Genomic DNA, 15662 nt, shown 5'->3' on the forward strand with positions numbered 1-15662 from the left:
CGGGCGTCAAACAGCTTCTGAGAGTAACAGTTCGCACGGGCGCCGCCAGAACCCGCCGACGGCGGCGCGAACCCGCGCGTACTGTCGTTTACATCCGCTAACTACTTTCCGGCTCCGCCGGACCATCCGCCCCCGCACAGATTCGAGGTCACCTCATGCCCCGCACCGACGACGACAGCTGGGACCTGGCTTCCAGCGTGGGCGCCACCGCGACCGCGGTGGCCGCCGCCCGCGCGGTGGCCAGCGCCGCCCCGGACGCCATCATCAACGACCCGTTCGCCGCCCCGCTGGTGCGCGCCGTCGGGCTGGAGTTCTTCACCAAGTTCGCCGACGGCGAACTCCCGCTCGACGAGGACGATGACGAGGCCGATTCGGTCACCAGCATGCGGCGCTTTCCCGACGGGATGGCCGCCCGCACCCGGTTCTTCGACGAATTCTTCGCCGACGCCGTCGACGCCGGGGTCCGGCAGGCGGTGATCCTGGCCTCCGGCCTGGACGCGCGGGGCTGGCGGCTGCAGTGGCCGGCCGACATGGTCGTCTACGAGATCGACCAGCCCGAGGTGATCGCGTTCAAGACCACCACCCTGACCGGCCTGGGCGCCTCCCCCACCGTCGACCTGCGCACCGTCGCCATCGACCTGCGGCAGGACTGGCCGGCCGCGCTGGCCGCGGCCGGTTTCGACGCCAGCCGGCCGACCGCCTGGATCGCCGAGGGTCTGCTGGGCTACCTGCCGCCGGACGCCCAGGACCGGCTGATCGACCAGCTCACCGCGCTCAGCCCGGCCGGCAGCCGGTTCGCGGTGGAAGCGGTGCCCTCGGTCGGCGTCGATTTCAACGACGAGAAGGTCAAGGCCCGGATGGAGCAGGCGAAGCAGCGCTGGAGCAAGCACGGCATGGACCTGGACTTCAGCCAGCTGGTGTACCTCGGTGATCGCGCCGAGGTGCTGCCGTATCTGACCGAACGCGGCTGGACCGCGACGGAGCAGACCGCCAACGAACTGCTGACCTCCTACGGCCTGGAGCCGATGGCCGACGAAACCAACTTCGCCGCCTCCTACATCTCGGCGATCCGGTAGAAAGACGTCCATGGCGCGCACCGATGACGACAGCTGGGATCTGGCTTCCAGCGTGGGGGCCACCGCGACGATGGTCGCCGCAGCCCGGGCGATGGCGACCCGGGACCCGAATCCGCTGATCAACGACCCGTTCGCCGAGCCGTTGGTGCGCGCCGTCGGGATGGACTTCTTCGTCCGGGCGCTGGACGGCACGCTGGACATCTCCGCGATGCCGGACGCCTCCCCCGAGCGCTATCAGGCGATGGTCGACGGGATGGCGGTGCGGACCCGGTTCTTCGACGAGTACTTCGCGGCCGCCGGCGAGGCCGGGATCCGGCAGGCGGTGATCCTGGCCGCGGGCCTGGATTCCCGCGCCTACCGGCTGGACTGGCCGGACGGCACGGTGGTCTACGAGATCGACCAGCCGGAGGTCGTCGAGTTCAAGACCCGAACGCTGGCCGAGCTGGGCGCGCAGCCGTCCGCCACCCGCCGCACGGTGGCGATCGATCTGCGCGAGGACTGGCCGGCGGCGCTGGCCGCGGCCGGGTTCGACGCCGCGCAGCCGACCGCCTGGCTGGCCGAGGGTCTGCTGATCTACCTGCCGCCGCAGGCCCAGGACCGGTTGTTCGACCAGATCCTGGCGCTGTCCGCGCCCGGCAGCGCGGTGGGCACCGAGTATGTGCCCGGCATCGTCGACTTCGACGCCGAGGCCGCCAAGGAGCGGTTCGCCGCCATGCGCGACGCCGGGCTGGATCTGGACTTCGGCGAACTGGTCTACCGCGGTGACCGCAGCCACGTGCTGGAATACCTGACCGCCCAGGGATGGTCGGTCGACGGGTTGTCACGCGCCGAACTGTTCGAGCGGCATCAACGTCCGATGCCCGAGTTGGACGACGCGCTCGGCGAGATCGTCTACGTCAGCGGCCGGCTGGGCTGACGTACTCCAGCTGCGCCGGGGCGTCCGGGGTGCCGGGGACCTCGGTCCCGCTGATCGGGCAGCGCGCGGTCTCGGGCACCTTGATCAGGGCCAGCGCCCCGATCAGGCAGGCGCCCATCATGTAGTAGGCCGGGAACAGGTTGTCCCCGGTGGACTGCGCCATCGCGTCGTTGACCGCGGGCGCGGTCCCGCCGAACAGCGAGGTGGACACGTTGTAGGCGATGGCGAATCCGGCGAAGCGCACCTGGGTCGGGAACATCGCCGGGAACGCCGCCGAGATCGTCGCCAACTGCGGCACGTAGAGCAGTCCGAGCACCGCGAAGCCGATGACGGCGCCCAGCGGGCCGGTGGCCATCAGCAAGAACATCGGGATCCCCGCGACGATCAATCCGATCAGCGAGAACCACCACAGTGGTTTGCGGCCCACCCGGTCGGAGACCGCGCCGGCGACCGGCAGGAAGACCATCATCGCGAGCATGCCGATGATGGGCACCAGCAGCGCGGCGTCGGTGGACAGCCCGATATTGAGGTACAGGTAGGTCGGCATGTAGGTCAGCAGCGTGATCGCCGTCGGTCAATTCCGTCTGATCGGACTGCATGAACAGTCTCCTCGTGTCGGTCGACACGGCGCCCCGGGCAAACACCTCGACGGGGTTCGCGCACGGGTGCATGTGCGGGCTGACAGCTGCCAAACCCCGCAGCACCGGGCCTTATTTTCCGGTCGGGCCGACGGTTCCGGGAACCGCCGACTCCTCCAGTTAACGTGACCGGGGCGAGAATCCGCAAAGCCCTCCCGACGCCGGGCGTGCCGCGGCGGGCGGGGATCAGTACCGGTCGGAGCCCAACCACAGCACGTTCGCCCCGCTCAGCGCGTCGCTCGTGCCGGTCACCAACTCGCCGACCGCGGACACCGCCCGCGCCCCGATCAGGTCGGTCAGCGCGGCCGCCGGCTGCGACGACGCCTTGGGGCGCAGCAGGTCCTTGAGCGAGGAGCCGGGCAGGTGCCGGACCTTCACCTTCTCGTCGGGATCGATGCCGGCCAGCGTCTTGGCCCGGCGGATCGCGGTGCGCAGCCCGCCGAGCTCGTCGACCAGGCCGCGCTGCGCGGCGTCGGCGCCGGTCCACACCCGGCCGCGGGCCACCTCGTGCACCTGCTCGACGGTCATCTTGCGGCCCTCGGCGACGCGGGCCAGGAAGTCGTCGTAGAACAGCTGCGCTTCGGCGGTCACCTGCGCCAGCTGCGCCTCGGTGAACGGGGCGTTCGGCGACCAGGCGTCGGCGTTGGCGTTGGTGCGCAACTCCCCGGAGGTGATGCCGAGCCGGTCCTTCAGGTCGCGGGTGATCAGCTTTCCGGTGATCACCCCGATCGACCCGGTGAGGGTGGTGGCGTTGGCGACGATGGCGTCGGCCGCCATCGACACGTAGTAGCCGCCGGACGCGGCGACCGCGCCCATCGACGCGACCACCGGCACGCCACCCTCGCGGGCCCGCACGACCTCCCGCCAGATGGTCTCCGACGCGGTCACCGAGCCGCCGGGGCTCTCCACCCGCAGCACGATCGCGGCGACGCCCGGCGTGGCGGCCGCCTCGCGCAGGGCGGCGCCGATGGTGTCCCCGCCGGCCGACGAGCTGCCGAACAGCCCGGGCTTGCCGCCGCGGCCGGGCACGATCGGGCCGGACAGGGTGACCACCGCGATCACCGGGTCGGTCTTGCGGCCCGGGATCGACGGCAGCGACGGCGTCGGCAGGTCTGATTTGCCGGCCCGGGCGTAGCGGGCCAGGTAGAGCCGGTCCGGGGCGTCCTCCCCGTCGGGTCCGTCGGTGAGCTCGACCCCGGACAGCTCGGCGATCCGGGCGTAGGCCTCGTCGCGGAACCCGATCCGGTCCACCAGCTTGGCGGCGACGGCGGCGTCGCGCAGCAGCGGCGCGGTGTCGGCCAGCGCGTCGACCTCTTCGGCGGTGAGCCCGCGGGACACCGCGATGTCGCGGCGGACCTGCTCGGACAGGCTTTCCAGCAGCCGGGCGTCGGCCTCCCGGTGCGCCTCGGTGAAGCCCTCCTCGGTGAACATCGACGCGGCGGACTTGTACTCGCCGCGGGCGACGAACTCCGCCTCGACGCCGATCTTGTCCAGCGCCCGGCGCAGGAAGAACGGGTGGGTGGCGAAGCCGATCAGCCCGACGGTGCCCGAAGGCTGCATCCACACTTCGCCGAACGCCGAGGCCAGGTAGTAGGACAGCGTGCCCGGGTAGGTCTCAGACCAGGCCAGCGACGGTTTCTTCGCGGTGAACGCGGCGATCGCGTCACGCAGCTCCTGGGTCGGCGCGGGCGGGGCGGCGGCGATCTGCACCCGGGCGATCAGCCCGGCCACCCGGTCGTCGTCGGCGGCCCGGTGGATGGCGGCGATCACCTCGCGCAGCAGCAGCGGCCGCTTCGCGCCGGCCAATCCGGCGACCATGGCCACCGGGTCGAATCCGGCGGTCTCCGACGGGATGGAGGTCAGGTCGAGTTCCAGCACGCAGCCCGACGGGATGCCGTGGTGGCGGGCGGTGTCGACGCGGCGGGCCAGCGACTTGAGGTCATCGGGTCCGGGCAGCCCCGGCAGTCCGGGCAGGAAAGAAGGCATGCCGTCGAGCGTACCGACGGATAGCGGCGTCTAGCGGCGTCTAGCGCGGCAAGAAGCGGCCGTACTCCGGGCAGTAGGTGACGACGGAGGCCTGCAGCAGGCCCGCGGCCTGGGTCTTGGTGAGGCCGTTGTTCTGCAGCGTCCGCAAGGTGCCGCGCACCGCGGGGATGGGGTTGATCTGGCCGGCCAGGCCGGCGGTCATCATCTCGCAGACCTTGCGGCCGACGGCCGGGACGTCGTCGTCGGGCTTGGTCGGGATGCCGAGGGCGACCACACTCTCGGTGAACTTGACGTCGGCGGCGGTGGGGGCCGCCTCGACCGGGGCGTCGCCGTCGTCGGCGTGCGCCGGGCCCGCTGTGAAGCCGCCCGCGAGCAGGCAGCCGACGGTGAGGGCCGCGGCGGCGAATCGGTGACTGACCACGCTTATCTATCTCCTTGCGCCCCATGCCCGTTACGTCCGGGCGATTCTATCCGGCGGGCGTAAGGTGCGAGCATGTCACCCAACGTCGCGGGGTCTGCCGTGCGGATGCGTGACCCGGTGAACCCGCCAAGCCGCAAGGCTCCGCTGGTGTGGGGGCTCAGCGCGGCGGTGGGCTGGGCGTTCGCCGCGGCGGCCCAGGTGGTCTGGTTCCTCGCCGACGGCCGGGTGGTCTGGTTGCACGCGCTGCTGGCGGCGTTGACCCTGATCGGCGCGACGTGTTCGGTGCTGGTCGCGCCGCTGTGGCGTTATCGGGTGCATCGCTGGGAGATCGGTCCGCAGGCGGTGTACACCCGGACCGGCTGGTTGACCCAGGAGCGCCGGATCGCGCCGCTGTCGCGGGTGCAGACCGTCGACACCGAGCGCGGGCCGCTGGATCGGCTGTTCGGGCTGGCGAACGTGACGGTGACGACGGCGTCCTCGGCCGGCGCGGTGCGGATCGTGGCGCTCGACGCCCCGGTCGCCGACGAGGTGGTGGCCCGGTTGACCGACATCGCCGCGCTGGGCGCCCACGACGCGACATGACCGAACCGACCGAGGACGGCTGGCGGCGGTTGTCCCCGCTGATGCTGGCGGTGCATCCGGCGCACGAGCTGCTGCGCCAGCTGCCGCTGCTGATCGGCGCGGTCGCGGTCGGCTCGGCCACCCAGAATCCGCTGCTCACACTGCTCGGCGCCGCCGCGATCATGGCCGTCGGCGTGGCCCGCTGGTTCACCACCAGCTACCGGATCGGACCCGACGACGTCGAACTGCGCACCGGGGTGCTGCAGCGCAAGGCGCTGTCGGTGCCGCGCAACCGGATCCGGTCGGTGTCCACCGACGCCCGGCCGTTGCACCGACTGCTGGGCCTGACGGTGCTGCGGGTCAGCACCGGGCAGCAGGCCCGCGGTGACAATGCCTTCGAGCTCGACGCGGTCGAGGCCAAACACGTCGCGGCGCTGCGGCACGAACTGCTGGCGCGGGCGTCGGCCGCGCCCGATCCCGGCGCGCCCGCCGCGCCGGTGGCGGTGCTGGCCCGCTGGCAGCCGTCGTGGTTGCGCTACAGCCCGCTGAGCTGGTCCGGGCTGGTGATGATCCTGGGCGGCTGGGGCCTGATCGCCCAGGCCGGCCTCGGCGAGACGGTGCTGGGTTCGGCGGCCGGGGTGTTCACCGGGGCGTCGGCGTCGCTGGTGGCGGCGGCGGCCGTCGCTGCGGTGCTCGGCGCGTCGGTCCTGCTGGCCGTCGGCCAGTCACTGCTGAGCTACGCGAACCTGACGCTGACCCGGTCGGCGGACACGCTGAACCTGACCCACGGGTTGCTGCGGGTCCGCGAACACAGCTACGACATGAGCCGGCTGCGGGGCGCGACGGTGCGCGAACCGCTGCTGGTGCGGGCGCTGGGCGGGGCGCGGCTGGACGCGGTGATGACCGGGGTGCACGGCGCCGGTGAGGCGTCGCTGCTGCTGCCGCCGTGCCCGCGGGACACCGTGCGCGGGGTGCTGGCCGGACTGATCGGCCGCGACGACGTCGTGGCCGGGCCTGTGGTCTCGCACGGGCCGGTCGCCGCGCGCCGACGCTGGGTCCGAGCGCTGGCGTTGCCGGTGGCCGTCGGGCTCGCGCTGGCCGCGCTGGCCGGTTGGGTCCCGGTTTGGGTGTGGCCGGTGTGGGCCGGGGGAACCGGGGTGTGCGCGCTGCTGGCCGCCGACCGGGTCCGCGCGCTCGGACACCGGGTGGATTCGCGCTGGCTGGTGGCCCGGCGCGGCAGCGTGGCGCGCCGGCGGGACTGCCTGCAGACCGCCGGGGTGATCGGTTGGACGGTGCGCCAGACGTTCTTTCAGCGGCGGGCCGGGGTGGCGACCCTGGTGGCCGCGACGGCGGCCGGAACGAAGCGCTATCTCGTCGTCGACATTCCCGCTGCGGACGCCTGGGCGGTGGCCGCGACGGCGTCGCCGTGGGTGGCGCAGAGCAGCTGGTGCGAGAGCGGCGAGATAGCTCCACCGGGCGTGGATCCGGCACGAGGGGCCAGTTTCAGCACGAGACGCCACTTTTAGAACGCATTAGTCCAGGAGTGGCTGTTCAAAAACTGGTCCGTCGTGCAAACGGTGGTCCGTCGTGCAGGTATTGGGCCCCTGCGGGCAAAGAAAAACCCCGCCGAGGCGGGGCTTTTCCGAACCTGCGCGGTCTACAGCTCGGTGGCGGTGCCGCCGGCGGCGGTGATCGCTTCCCGGGCCGAGGCCGAGAACTTGTTGGCGGTGACGTCGACCTTGACGGACAGCTTGCCGTCGCCGAGCACCTTGACCAGGACGTTCTTCCGGACCAGACCGGCGGCGACCAGTTCCTCGACGCCGACGGCGCCGCCCTTGGGGAACGCCTTGGCGATATCGCCGACGTTCACCGGGGCGTACTCGGTGCGGAACCGGTTGCGGAAGCCCTTGAGCTTCGGCAGCCGCATGTGGATCGGCATCTGGCCGCCCTCGAAGCTCACCGGCACGTTCTTACGCGCCTTGGTGCCCTTGGTGCCGCGGCCGGCGGTCTTGCCCTTGGAGCCCTCGCCGCGACCGACGCGGGTCTTGGCCTTCTTGGAGCCGGGGGCCGGCTTCAGGTCGTGCAGCTTGATAACGCTCATCAGACTTCCTCCACCTCGACGAGGTGATCAACGACGCGGATCAGACCGCGGGTCGCCGGGGTGTCCTCGCGGACCACCGACTGGCGGATCTTGCGGAGGCCCAGGGTGCGCAGGCTCTCCCGCTGCTTCCAGCGGGTGCCGACGGTGCCCTTGACCTGGGTGATCTTCAGTTCAGCCATGATCAGACATTTCCTTCACGCGCGGCCGCGGCGGCCAGCGCTTCGCTCTCCCGACGCGCGCGCAGCATGCCGGCCGGCGCGACGTCCTCGACGGGCAGACCGCGACGGGCCGCCACCTCTTCGGGACGCTGCAGCATCTTCAGCGCGGCAACGGTGGCGTGCACCACGTTGATCGCGTTGTCGCTGCCCAGCGACTTGGCCAGGATGTCGTGCACGCCGGCGCATTCCAGCACCGCGCGGGCGGCGCCACCGGCGATCACACCGGTGCCGGGGCTGGCCGGGCGCAGCATCACGACACCGGCGGCGGCTTCGCCCTGCACCGGGTGGGTGATGGTGCCGCCGATCAGCGGCACGCGGAAGAAGTTCTTGCGAGCCTCTTCGACGCCCTTGGCGATGGCGGCCGGAACTTCCTTGGCCTTGCCGTAGCCGACGCCGACCATGCCCTTGCCGTCGCCGACGATCACCAGCGCGGTGAAGCTGAAGCGGCGACCGCCCTTGACGACCTTGGAGACGCGGTTGATGGTGACAACCCGCTCCAGGTAGTTGCTCTTCTCGCCGCGGTCATCGCGACCGCCACGGCCACCGCGGTCATCGCGACGGCCACGGCCGCCACGGTCGTCGCGGCCACCGCGGTCATTACGGCTGCCGGTGTTGGCAGCGCCGGTCCCGGCGTCAGCTGCCGTGGTCTGCTCCGCCATCATGCGGTCCTTCCGTTGTCGAAAAAGTCAGTCACTAGAACTTCAGCCCCCCTTCGCGGGCGGCGTCGGCCAGGGCCGCGATCCGTCCGCTGTAGGTGTGGCCGCCGCGGTCGAACACGGCCTCGTCGATGCCGGCGGCCTTGGCGCGCTCGGCGATCAGCTGGCCGACCCGGGTGCTGGCGGCCTTCTTGTCGCCGTCGACACCGCGGACGTCGGCCTCGATGGAGGACGCGGCGGCCAGGGTGGTGCCGGTGAGGTCGTCGATCAGCTGCACGTGGATGTGCCGGGCGGACCGGTTGACCATCAGGCGCGGGCGCGCGGCGGTGCCGGCGACCTTCTTGCGGAGCCGGGCGTGCCGACGCAGCCGGGCGGTCCGACGGGTGGCCGAGATGTTCTGCCCGACCTGCTTCTTGGTTTCAGTCTTGGCCATGACTACTTACCTGTCTTTCCGACCTTGCGGCGGATCTGCTCGCCTTCGTAGCGGATGCCCTTGCCCTTGTAGGGGTCGTTCTTCCGCAGTCGACGGATGTTCGCCGCAACCTGGCCGACCTTCTGCTTGTCGATGCCGGTGATGGAGAACCGGGTGGGGGTGTCCACCGTGAAGGTGACGCCCTCCGGCGCGGTGATCAGCACCGGGTGGCTGTAGCCCAGGGCGAACTCGAGGTTCGAGCCCTTGGCGACCACGCGGTAGCCGACGCCGTGGATCTCCATCTTGCGGGTGTAACCCTCGGTGACACCGGTGACCAGGTTGGCGATCAGGGTGCGGGACAGCCCGTGCAGGCTGCGGCTCTGCCGCTCGTCGTTCGGACGGGTCACCACGATGGCGCCGTCGTCGTTGCGGGCGACCGAGATCGGCTCGGCGACGTCGAGGGTCAGGGTGCCCTTGGGGCCCTTCACCGAGACGTTCTGGCCGTCGATCGTGACGTCGACCCCGGTGGGAACCGGGACCGGCTGCTTTCCAATGCGAGACATAGTTCTGCTGCTCCTATCCCGCTACCAGACGTACGCGAGGACTTCGCCGCCCACGCCCTGTCGAGCCGCCTGGCGATCGGTCAGCAGGCCCGAGGACGTGGAGATGATCGCCACGCCCAGGCCGCCGAGCACGCGCGGCAGATTGGTGGATTTCGCGTAAACCCGCAGACCGGGCTTGGACACCCGGCGCAGGCCCGCGATGCTGCGCTCACGGCTGGGGCCGTACTTGAGCGAAACGACCAGGGACTTGCCCACGCGGGCGTCCTCGGTGCGGTAGTCGTTGATGTAGCCCTCGCGCTTCAGGATCTCGGCGATATTGGCCTTGATCTTGCTGTGCGGCAGGGTCACCTCGTCGTGGTACGCCGAGTTGGCGTTGCGCAGACGCGTCAAGAAGTCTGCGATCGGATCCGTCATTGTCATGACAGCGGTGTCACCTTCCTCGCGGCGGTTCCCGGCCGGAGTCTTCCGGCAGGCCTACCGCGCACCTGTTCTATGTGGTCGTTGGTCTCGTGGTCCGGCGGATTACCAGCTGGACTTCTGCACACCCGGCAGTTCGCCGGCGTGGGCCATCTCGCGCAGGCAGATCCGGCACAGGCCGAACTTGCGGTACACGGCGTGCGGGCGACCGCACTTGTTGCAGCGGGTGTAGGCCCGAACCGCGAACTTCGGCTTCTTATTGGCCTTGTTGACCAGAGCTTTCTTTGCCATCTGCTCAGTTCTCCTTGAACGGGAAGCCGAGGGCCCGCAGCAGTGCTCGCCCTTCGTCGTCGGTCGTCGCCGAGGTGACGACGGTGATGTCCATACCGCGCGGGCGGTCGATCTTGTCCACGTCGAGCTCGTGGAAGACCGACTGCTCGGTCAGACCGAAGGTGTAGTTGCCGGTGCCGTCGAACTGCTTCGGGCTCAGCCCGCGGAAGTCGCGGATACGCGGCAGCGAGATGGAGATCAGCCGATCCAGGAACTCCCACATCCGGTCGCCGCGCAGGGTGACCCGGGCGCCGATCGGCATGCCCTCACGCAGCTTGAACTGCGCGATGGACTTGCGGGCCTTGCGGATCTCCGGCTTCTGGCCGGTGATCAGCGCCAGGTCGGCGACGGCGCCGTTGATCAGCTTGGCGTCGCGGGCGGCTTCGCCCACACCCATGTTGACCACGACCTTGGTCACGCCCGGGATGAGCATGACGTTGGAGTACTCGAATTCCTTGTTCAGCGCGTCGCGGATCTCTTCGCGGTAGCGCTGCTTCAGCCGAGGCTGAACCTTCTCAGTGGTTGTCATGCCTTGATGTCCTTGCCGTTCGTCTTGGCGATGCGGACGCGCTTGCCGGTCTCTTCATCGGTGCGGTAGCCGACGCGGGTCGGCTTGCCGTCGGAGTCCAGCACCATCACGTTGGACACGTGAATCGACGCTTCCTGGGTCACGATGCCGCCGGACTGCGCGCCACGCTCGTTGGACGAGACCGGGGTGTGCTTCTTGATCCGGTTCACACCCTCGACGAGGACGCGGTTGCGGGTCGGGATGGCCTTGATGACCTTGCCCTTGGCGCCCTTGTCCTTGCCGGAGACGACCAGGACGGTGTCGCCCTTGTGGATCTTCATTTACAAAACCTCCGGAGCCAGCGAGACGATCTTCATGAAGCGCTTCTCGCGCAGCTCACGGCCGACCGGGCCGAAGATGCGGGTGCCACGCGGATCGTTGTCGTTCTTGATGATGACCGCGGCGTTCTCGTCGAACTTGATGTAGCTGCCGTCGGCCCGGCGACGCTCCTTCGCGGTGCGGACGACGACGGCCTTGACGACATCGCCCCGCTTGACGTTGCCGCCCGGGATGGCGTCCTTGACGGTCGCCACGATGATGTCGCCGATGCCGGCGTACCGCCGCGAGGAGCCACCGAGCACGCGGATGCACAAGATCTCCTTGGCGCCCGTGTTGTCGGCGACCTTCAACCGCGATTCCTGCTGAATCACTAGATCTCCCTGTCCATTGTGTGCACGCCAGAAAACAGCACCCCGAAGGGCCGGTTTCACAACCTGACATGCGCGGTCTTTGTCACCGAAAGGCACGCGGGGCCGACTTACGCCGACCGAGGTCTGCCCACGGCAACCCCCTGAGTCTAGGGGAGATCACCGTGGACACCAAATTGCCGCTGGTACGGCCGGTGAGTGCGGGTGGTTGCGGGTGGTTGCGGCAGTTCCGCTGCGGCGGTCATCGAGTGAGGCGTGATGGCGGCTTGTGAGAACTGGTGGCGGGGTGGTCATCGAGTGAGGAGTCAGGTAGGCGTTTGAGAACTGAGGTAGCTCGGTGAGACGTGAGGGCGGCGATCTGCATCGAGTGAGAAATACGGGTGGGGGTTACTCGAACAACGTGTCCCTAGATTCTCACTCGATGACCGGCCCCGCCGCCACGTCTCACTGGCATCCCTGACGTCTCACTGGCGTCCCTGGTTCCTCAATCGATGAGGGCCGCCGCCCTCACGTCTCTCACTGACGTACCGGGTTCCTCACTGGATGCCCGGACCCCCAACAACCAGCGCAGGAGCTCCAGGGTTCCGCTCAGTGGAACACGGCATTGTCGCCGCGGCGGCGTCGGGCCAGGCTGCTCATATCCGGGCCGAACCGGCCCGCACACCGGGAGGAATTTCGATGAAAACACGGATCACCCGCCTCGTCACCGGCGCCGTCGCCGCCTTGGCCGCGGGACCGGCCATGTTGCTGGGCGCGGGGGTCGCGCACGCCAACGCGCTCACGCTGTACCCGGTGCCGCACGTCGGCGGCATCTGGGTCGGCTGGGACGGCGGCAGTGGCGGCACCTGGTGCACCTACACCTCGGACTGGTACACCAACCGCGTCTATCAGAACAACATCGGCCAGGGCGGGATCTTCATCCCGGGCATCCCGTTGAACCGCACCTGGGACATCCACGTCAACTGCGACAACGGGGACTCCGGGTTCCTGGGCAGCTACTACTACTGAGCCGGTTCAGACCCGCCCGTAGCCCATTCCCTCGCTGGGCTGCACCACGACGAAGCCCGGTCCGTGGAAGGCCAGCTGGAAGGACTCCCCCGAACCGCGGCCGATCAGCGCGCCCATCTTGAAGTCGTTCTTCAAGCCGGGCTGCAGGTTGGCCGACCAGCACACCGCGGCGTGCGGGTCGACGAAGGTGGGCTGGGTGGAGCAGTCCAGGATCATCGGCGGGCCGTCGCTGGTCACGCCGACGACGCCGTGGCCGTTGAGAGTCAGGTTGAACAGGCCGCCGGCCAGGATCCCGGCGTTGCCGATACTGGTGATGTTCCAGTTCAGCGACGCGTCGAAGGCCAACAGGCTCGAGGTGTTGACGGTGATCGCCTCCTGCGGGCCTTCCAACTGCAGGGTGAAGACGTCCTGAGCCTGACGCGCGAAGAACACCTCGCCCTGTCCGCTGACCCGCATCAGCGCGCCGCCCTCGTTGGTGACGGCCTTCTTGATGAAGTTGCTGACGCTGCCGGAGCCTTCGTGACGGAAGTCGAAATGGCCCTGGTAGGCGACCATCGCGCCTTTGGCGGCCATCGCCTCGGGACCGAACCCGACCCGCAGCATCTTCGGGGACTGCAGGGTCCAGCGCTGGTTGGATTCCTTCTCACGGTTGCTCTGGTCGAACAGCGAACTGCGCATCGGGGTGTCCTCGGATCGGTCGGTCCCGCCGGAGTGTGCGGTGTGTCGGGCTAACGCTATCGCGGCGACGGGCGGCCGATCGGCGCCAGTTCCGTCACGCCAGTTCGGCGCGCAACTCGACCGGCAACCGGGCATCGCCGGCGAGCGCCGCCCGCCCCTCGCAGCAACCGAGCGCGGTCCGGAATCGCCTGGTCGGGCATGGCCACAACGGCAATCCGCTCCGTCACCGACGCCGGAGGCGAAGTCGGGATCCGCGATCGCGGTTCTGCCAGCGGCGGCGCAGCGACATCGCCAGCGAGTTCACCACATTGTCCGGGGCGTACGGCGCGTTCAAGTTTCGCCACACCGCCACCACCCGGAAGCCGAACGCCAGCACCGTTCCGGCGACCAGCGCCCAGTCCTCCCCCACCGACGACTCGCTCAACAACACGGTGACCCCGGCGCCGGACAGCGCGGGGATCGCCTGCAGGTTGCCGCCCTGAATCAGCAAGGGGACTTCGTTGACGAGGATGTCGCGCAGCACCCCGCCGCCCAGCGCCGTGGTGATGCCGATCAGCGTCGCGGCGACAGCGCTGGTGCCGACGTGCACGGCCATCAACGCCCCCGACGCCGAGAACAACGCGACCCCGAACGCGTCCAGGACCAGCACGGCACGACGGAACGCGGCGAACTGGGGATGGAATATGAAGACGGTCAACGCCGCCACGGCGACCACCGTGAGGCTTTCCCAGCTCTCGAAGGCGGTCGGCGGGCTCTCGCCGAGCAGCACGTCCCGCACGACGCCACCGCCGAGCCCGGTCAGCGCCGCAACCGTCCACACCCCGAAGATGTCGAGTCGCTTGCGCACTCCGATCAGCGCGCCGGAGGCCGCGAACACCGCGACGCCGGCGAAATTGAGCACGGTCAGCAGCATGGGATCTCTCGCGACGACGTTGGGACGGCCCGGCGCGACGCCGGACCCCCATCGTTTCATCACCCCGAGCGCGCCGGATTCCCGCCCGCGGCCCATGGAATCCTCGAACCATGCACCGCTACGAGGTCCACGTCCACTGGTCCGGGGCGACGACGGGCTACCGGGACTATTCCCGCAACCACCGGGTGAGCGTGCCGGGTCAGACGCCGATCGAGTGCTCGGCCGATCCGCTCATCGGCCGGGGCGACGACGGCCGCTGGAACCCCGAGCAGTTGTTCGTCGCGTCACTGTCCCAGTGCCACATGCTCTGGTACCTGCATCTGTGCGTGGAGGCCGGGATCGTCGTGCTCGACTACCGCGACGACGCCGTCGGCGTCATGTCGGACACCAAGTTCACCGAGGTCACCCTGCGCCCGACGGTGCGGATCACCGATGCGAGCCGGGCCCGTGAGGCGTCGGCGTTGCACACCGCGGCGAGCAGCAGGTGCTACATCGCCAATTCGGTGGTTTTCCCGGTTCAGCACGAACCCCGGATCGAGTCCGCGTGAGCCTCAGCGCGAGCTCGGGCCGGCGTACGGCAGCAGCGCCATCTCGCGGGCGTTCTTGATCGCGGTGGCGACCTGCCGCTGCTGCTGCACCGTCAGGCCGGTGACGTTGCGGGACCGGATCTTGCCGCGGTCGGAGATGAACTGCCGCAGGGTCGAGGTGTCCTTGTAGTCCACCTCGGTGATGCCCAGTTGCTTGAACAGGTTCCGTTTGGGTTTGCGTTTCTCCGCGTCGCGGCGGTCGACTCGGCGTTGGTTGGCCATCACCAGCTCGCTTTCCGGACGCCTGGCAGCTGCCCGTTGTGGGCCAGTTCCCGCACGCGTACGCGCGACAGCCCGAATTTGCGCAGGTGCCCGCGCGGTCGGCCGTCGATCGCGTCGCGGTGGCGCAGCCGCACCGGGCTGGCGTCGCGGGGCTGGCTGTTGAGTTCACGCTGGGCGGCCAGCTTCTGCTCCGGGCTGCTCGACGGCGATCGGATGATGTCCTTGAGCTCGGTTCGGCGCGCGGCGTAGCGGGCCACGATGAGCGCCCGCTGCTCGTTCTTGACGATCTTCGATTTCTTGGCCATCAGCGTTCCTCCCGGAAGTCGACGTGCTTGCGCGCGATCGGGTCGTACTTGCGCAACACCAGGCGGTCGGGGTCATTGCGACGGTTCTTACGGGTGACGTAGGTGTAACCGGTGCCCGCGGTGGAGCGAAGCTTGACCACGGGCCGGGTGTCGGTGGCGCGCGCCATCAGATCCGCTGCCCGTCACGACGCAGGCGCGCGACCACGGCGTCGATGCCGTCGCGGTCGATGACCTTGATGCCCTTGGCGCTGACCCGCAGCTTCACCCGCCGGCCTTCCGAGGGCACGAAGTAGGTCTTGGTCTGGATGTTCGGGTCCCAGCGGCGGCGGGTCCGGCGGTGCGAGTGCGACACCGTGTTCCCGAATCCTGGCTTGCGCCCGGTCACCTGGCAATGCGCGGACATCGCCCTCCCTTCACGGAGCCACCCGAGGTGGCTTAT

At 69.5% G+C, this 15662-nt stretch carries 24 protein-coding genes and 1 pseudogene; 6 read left to right on the top strand and 19 right to left on the bottom strand.

Annotation, left to right across the window (positions count from 1 at the left end):
• The first annotated feature begins 155 nt into the window (after window positions 1-155).
• The gene (locus L2Z93_RS16055) at window positions 156-1076 is read left to right on the top strand and encodes a class I SAM-dependent methyltransferase (RefSeq protein ID WP_090588229.1); all 921 of its coding nucleotides are present in this window, start codon (window positions 156-158) and stop codon (window positions 1074-1076) included.
• 10 nt (window positions 1077-1086) lie between these two features.
• Window positions 1087-1992 (top strand): class I SAM-dependent methyltransferase, encoded by a 906-nt coding sequence (locus L2Z93_RS16060; protein WP_090588231.1) that lies wholly within the window; start codon window positions 1087-1089, stop codon window positions 1990-1992.
• On the opposite strand, the pseudogene L2Z93_RS16065 reads toward L2Z93_RS16060, so the two are convergent.
• The 3 genes and pseudogenes from L2Z93_RS16065 to L2Z93_RS16075 all read right to left on the bottom strand — a co-directional run.
• Window positions 1973-2554: pseudogene (locus tag L2Z93_RS16065) on the bottom strand (MFS transporter); the annotation flags it as partial. The gene L2Z93_RS16060 and the pseudogene L2Z93_RS16065 sit on opposite strands and share 20 nt — an antisense overlap.
• Before the next feature lie 262 nt (window positions 2555-2816).
• Window positions 2817-4616, bottom strand: a complete 1800-nt coding sequence (sppA, locus tag L2Z93_RS16070) for a signal peptide peptidase SppA (protein ID WP_090588234.1) — start codon at window positions 4614-4616, stop codon at window positions 2817-2819.
• A 40-nt stretch (window positions 4617-4656) separates the two neighbouring features.
• On the bottom strand, window positions 4657-5037 hold the full coding sequence (locus L2Z93_RS16075; protein WP_234786087.1) for a DUF732 domain-containing protein: 381 nt from the start codon (window positions 5035-5037) through the stop codon (window positions 4657-4659).
• 72 nt (window positions 5038-5109) lie between these two features.
• Between L2Z93_RS16075 and L2Z93_RS16080 the strand changes: the two genes are divergently transcribed.
• A complete protein-coding gene (locus tag L2Z93_RS16080) occupies window positions 5110-5619 on the top strand; it encodes a PH domain-containing protein (RefSeq protein WP_234786088.1) in 510 nt (169 codons plus the stop codon).
• The gene (locus L2Z93_RS16085) at window positions 5616-7124 is read left to right on the top strand and encodes a PH domain-containing protein (protein ID WP_090588242.1); all 1509 of its coding nucleotides are present in this window, start codon (window positions 5616-5618) and stop codon (window positions 7122-7124) included. The genes L2Z93_RS16080 and L2Z93_RS16085 overlap by 4 nt, the downstream gene beginning before the upstream one ends.
• Window positions 7125-7255: 131 nt before the next feature.
• Here L2Z93_RS16085 and rplO read toward each other — a convergent pair whose 3' ends face one another.
• The 10 genes from rplO to rplN form a co-directional block, all read right to left on the bottom strand.
• Complete coding sequence (gene rplO / locus L2Z93_RS16090; RefSeq protein ID WP_090588245.1) at window positions 7256-7699, bottom strand: 50S ribosomal protein L15; 444 nt, start codon at window positions 7697-7699, stop codon at window positions 7256-7258.
• Window positions 7699-7878, bottom strand: a complete 180-nt coding sequence (gene rpmD / locus L2Z93_RS16095) for a 50S ribosomal protein L30 (RefSeq protein ID WP_090588247.1) — start codon at window positions 7876-7878, stop codon at window positions 7699-7701. The genes rplO and rpmD overlap by 1 nt, the downstream gene beginning before the upstream one ends.
• Window positions 7879-7880: 2 nt before the next feature.
• The gene (gene rpsE, locus L2Z93_RS16100; RefSeq protein WP_193438854.1) at window positions 7881-8576 is read right to left on the bottom strand and encodes a 30S ribosomal protein S5; all 696 of its coding nucleotides are present in this window, start codon (window positions 8574-8576) and stop codon (window positions 7881-7883) included.
• A gap of 34 nt (window positions 8577-8610) precedes the next feature.
• Window positions 8611-9006 carry a 50S ribosomal protein L18 gene (gene rplR, locus L2Z93_RS16105; RefSeq protein WP_090588252.1) on the bottom strand — a complete coding sequence of 132 codons (396 nt, stop codon included), beginning with the start codon at window positions 9004-9006 and terminating at the stop codon, window positions 8611-8613.
• A 2-nt stretch (window positions 9007-9008) separates the two neighbouring features.
• Window positions 9009-9548: a 50S ribosomal protein L6 gene (rplF, locus tag L2Z93_RS16110; RefSeq protein WP_090588255.1), complete on the bottom strand. Its 540-nt coding sequence runs from the start codon at window positions 9546-9548 to the stop codon at window positions 9009-9011.
• Between the two features lie 21 nt (window positions 9549-9569).
• Complete coding sequence (gene rpsH, locus L2Z93_RS16115) at window positions 9570-9968, bottom strand: 30S ribosomal protein S8 (protein WP_090588257.1); 399 nt, start codon at window positions 9966-9968, stop codon at window positions 9570-9572.
• A gap of 102 nt (window positions 9969-10070) precedes the next feature.
• On the bottom strand, window positions 10071-10256 hold the full coding sequence (locus L2Z93_RS16120; protein ID WP_005143893.1) for a type Z 30S ribosomal protein S14: 186 nt from the start codon (window positions 10254-10256) through the stop codon (window positions 10071-10073).
• 4 nt (window positions 10257-10260) lie between these two features.
• Window positions 10261-10824 (bottom strand): 50S ribosomal protein L5, encoded by a 564-nt coding sequence (gene rplE / locus L2Z93_RS16125; RefSeq protein WP_090588260.1) that lies wholly within the window; start codon window positions 10822-10824, stop codon window positions 10261-10263.
• Window positions 10821-11144 (bottom strand): 50S ribosomal protein L24, encoded by a 324-nt coding sequence (rplX, locus tag L2Z93_RS16130; protein WP_090588263.1) that lies wholly within the window; start codon window positions 11142-11144, stop codon window positions 10821-10823. The genes rplE and rplX overlap by 4 nt, the downstream gene beginning before the upstream one ends.
• Window positions 11145-11513: a 50S ribosomal protein L14 gene (rplN, locus tag L2Z93_RS16135; protein ID WP_090588266.1), complete on the bottom strand. Its 369-nt coding sequence runs from the start codon at window positions 11511-11513 to the stop codon at window positions 11145-11147. It lies immediately after the preceding gene.
• 675 nt (window positions 11514-12188) lie between these two features.
• On the opposite strand from rplN, the gene L2Z93_RS16140 reads away from it, so the two are divergent.
• Window positions 12189-12518, top strand: a complete 330-nt coding sequence (locus L2Z93_RS16140; protein ID WP_090588269.1) for a hypothetical protein — start codon at window positions 12189-12191, stop codon at window positions 12516-12518.
• A gap of 6 nt (window positions 12519-12524) precedes the next feature.
• On the opposite strand, the gene L2Z93_RS16145 is transcribed toward L2Z93_RS16140, so the two are convergent.
• Both L2Z93_RS16145 and L2Z93_RS16150 read right to left on the bottom strand, forming a co-directional pair.
• The gene (locus L2Z93_RS16145) at window positions 12525-13196 is read right to left on the bottom strand and encodes an AIM24 family protein (protein ID WP_090588272.1); all 672 of its coding nucleotides are present in this window, start codon (window positions 13194-13196) and stop codon (window positions 12525-12527) included.
• A gap of 223 nt (window positions 13197-13419) precedes the next feature.
• The gene (locus L2Z93_RS16150) at window positions 13420-14169 is read right to left on the bottom strand and encodes a trimeric intracellular cation channel family protein (protein WP_370745868.1); all 750 of its coding nucleotides are present in this window, start codon (window positions 14167-14169) and stop codon (window positions 13420-13422) included.
• 50 nt (window positions 14170-14219) lie between these two features.
• Between L2Z93_RS16150 and L2Z93_RS16155 the strand changes: the two genes are divergently transcribed.
• Window positions 14220-14657 carry an OsmC family protein gene (locus tag L2Z93_RS16155; RefSeq protein WP_090588279.1) on the top strand — a complete coding sequence of 146 codons (438 nt, stop codon included), beginning with the start codon at window positions 14220-14222 and terminating at the stop codon, window positions 14655-14657.
• A 3-nt stretch (window positions 14658-14660) separates the two neighbouring features.
• Here L2Z93_RS16155 and rpsR read toward each other — a convergent pair whose 3' ends face one another.
• From rpsR to rpmB, 4 genes are read right to left on the bottom strand one after another with little or no spacing between them, the layout of a single operon-like run.
• Window positions 14661-14918 (bottom strand): 30S ribosomal protein S18, encoded by a 258-nt coding sequence (rpsR, locus tag L2Z93_RS16160; RefSeq protein WP_090588282.1) that lies wholly within the window; start codon window positions 14916-14918, stop codon window positions 14661-14663.
• The gene (rpsN, locus tag L2Z93_RS16165; protein ID WP_090588285.1) at window positions 14918-15223 is read right to left on the bottom strand and encodes a 30S ribosomal protein S14; all 306 of its coding nucleotides are present in this window, start codon (window positions 15221-15223) and stop codon (window positions 14918-14920) included. The genes rpsR and rpsN overlap by 1 nt, the downstream gene beginning before the upstream one ends.
• Window positions 15223-15390 carry a 50S ribosomal protein L33 gene (gene rpmG / locus L2Z93_RS16170; protein WP_090588288.1) on the bottom strand — a complete coding sequence of 56 codons (168 nt, stop codon included), beginning with the start codon at window positions 15388-15390 and terminating at the stop codon, window positions 15223-15225. The genes rpsN and rpmG overlap by 1 nt, the downstream gene beginning before the upstream one ends.
• Window positions 15390-15626, bottom strand: a complete 237-nt coding sequence (gene rpmB, locus L2Z93_RS16175) for a 50S ribosomal protein L28 (protein WP_090588290.1) — start codon at window positions 15624-15626, stop codon at window positions 15390-15392. The genes rpmG and rpmB overlap by 1 nt, the downstream gene beginning before the upstream one ends.
• Window positions 15627-15662 lie beyond the last annotated feature (36 nt).

The organism is Mycolicibacterium brumae, from assembly GCF_025215495.1.
Taxonomy (GTDB): Bacteria; Actinomycetota; Actinomycetes; order Mycobacteriales; family Mycobacteriaceae; genus Mycobacterium; species Mycobacterium brumae.

Bases quoted from the DNA above. Each gene is read 5' to 3' on its own strand.
- L2Z93_RS16055 (WP_090588229.1), top strand. From the start codon at position 156: ATGCCCCGCACCGACGACGACAGCTGGGACCTGGCTTCCAGCGTGGGC.
- L2Z93_RS16060 (WP_090588231.1), top strand. From the start codon at position 1,087: ATGGCGCGCACCGATGACGACAGCTGGGATCTGGCTTCCAGCGTGGGG.
- sppA (WP_090588234.1), bottom strand. From the start codon at position 4,616: ATGCCTTCTTTCCTGCCCGGACTGCCGGGGCTGCCCGGACCCGATGAC.
- L2Z93_RS16080 (WP_234786088.1), top strand. From the start codon at position 5,110: ATGTCACCCAACGTCGCGGGGTCTGCCGTGCGGATGCGTGACCCGGTG.
- L2Z93_RS16085 (WP_090588242.1), top strand. From the start codon at position 5,616: ATGACCGAACCGACCGAGGACGGCTGGCGGCGGTTGTCCCCGCTGATG.
- rplO (WP_090588245.1), bottom strand. From the start codon at position 7,699: ATGAGCGTTATCAAGCTGCACGACCTGAAGCCGGCCCCCGGCTCCAAG.
- rpmD (WP_090588247.1), bottom strand. From the start codon at position 7,878: ATGGCTGAACTGAAGATCACCCAGGTCAAGGGCACCGTCGGCACCCGC.
- rpsE (WP_193438854.1), bottom strand. From the start codon at position 8,576: ATGGCGGAGCAGACCACGGCAGCTGACGCCGGGACCGGCGCTGCCAAC.
- rplR (WP_090588252.1), bottom strand. From the start codon at position 9,006: ATGGCCAAGACTGAAACCAAGAAGCAGGTCGGGCAGAACATCTCGGCC.
- rplF (WP_090588255.1), bottom strand. From the start codon at position 9,548: ATGTCTCGCATTGGAAAGCAGCCGGTCCCGGTTCCCACCGGGGTCGAC.
- rpsH (WP_090588257.1), bottom strand. From the start codon at position 9,968: ATGACAATGACGGATCCGATCGCAGACTTCTTGACGCGTCTGCGCAAC.
- L2Z93_RS16120 (WP_005143893.1), bottom strand. From the start codon at position 10,256: ATGGCAAAGAAAGCTCTGGTCAACAAGGCCAATAAGAAGCCGAAGTTC.
- rplE (WP_090588260.1), bottom strand. From the start codon at position 10,824: ATGACAACCACTGAGAAGGTTCAGCCTCGGCTGAAGCAGCGCTACCGC.
- rplX (WP_090588263.1), bottom strand. From the start codon at position 11,144: ATGAAGATCCACAAGGGCGACACCGTCCTGGTCGTCTCCGGCAAGGAC.
- L2Z93_RS16140 (WP_090588269.1), top strand. From the start codon at position 12,189: ATGAAAACACGGATCACCCGCCTCGTCACCGGCGCCGTCGCCGCCTTG.
- L2Z93_RS16145 (WP_090588272.1), bottom strand. From the start codon at position 13,196: ATGCGCAGTTCGCTGTTCGACCAGAGCAACCGTGAGAAGGAATCCAAC.
- L2Z93_RS16150 (WP_370745868.1), bottom strand. From the start codon at position 14,169: ATGAAACGATGGGGGTCCGGCGTCGCGCCGGGCCGTCCCAACGTCGTC.
- L2Z93_RS16155 (WP_090588279.1), top strand. From the start codon at position 14,220: ATGCACCGCTACGAGGTCCACGTCCACTGGTCCGGGGCGACGACGGGC.
- rpsR (WP_090588282.1), bottom strand. From the start codon at position 14,918: ATGGCCAACCAACGCCGAGTCGACCGCCGCGACGCGGAGAAACGCAAA.
- rpsN (WP_090588285.1), bottom strand. From the start codon at position 15,223: ATGGCCAAGAAATCGAAGATCGTCAAGAACGAGCAGCGGGCGCTCATC.
- rpmG (WP_090588288.1), bottom strand. From the start codon at position 15,390: ATGGCGCGCGCCACCGACACCCGGCCCGTGGTCAAGCTTCGCTCCACC.
- rpmB (WP_090588290.1), bottom strand. From the start codon at position 15,626: ATGTCCGCGCATTGCCAGGTGACCGGGCGCAAGCCAGGATTCGGGAAC.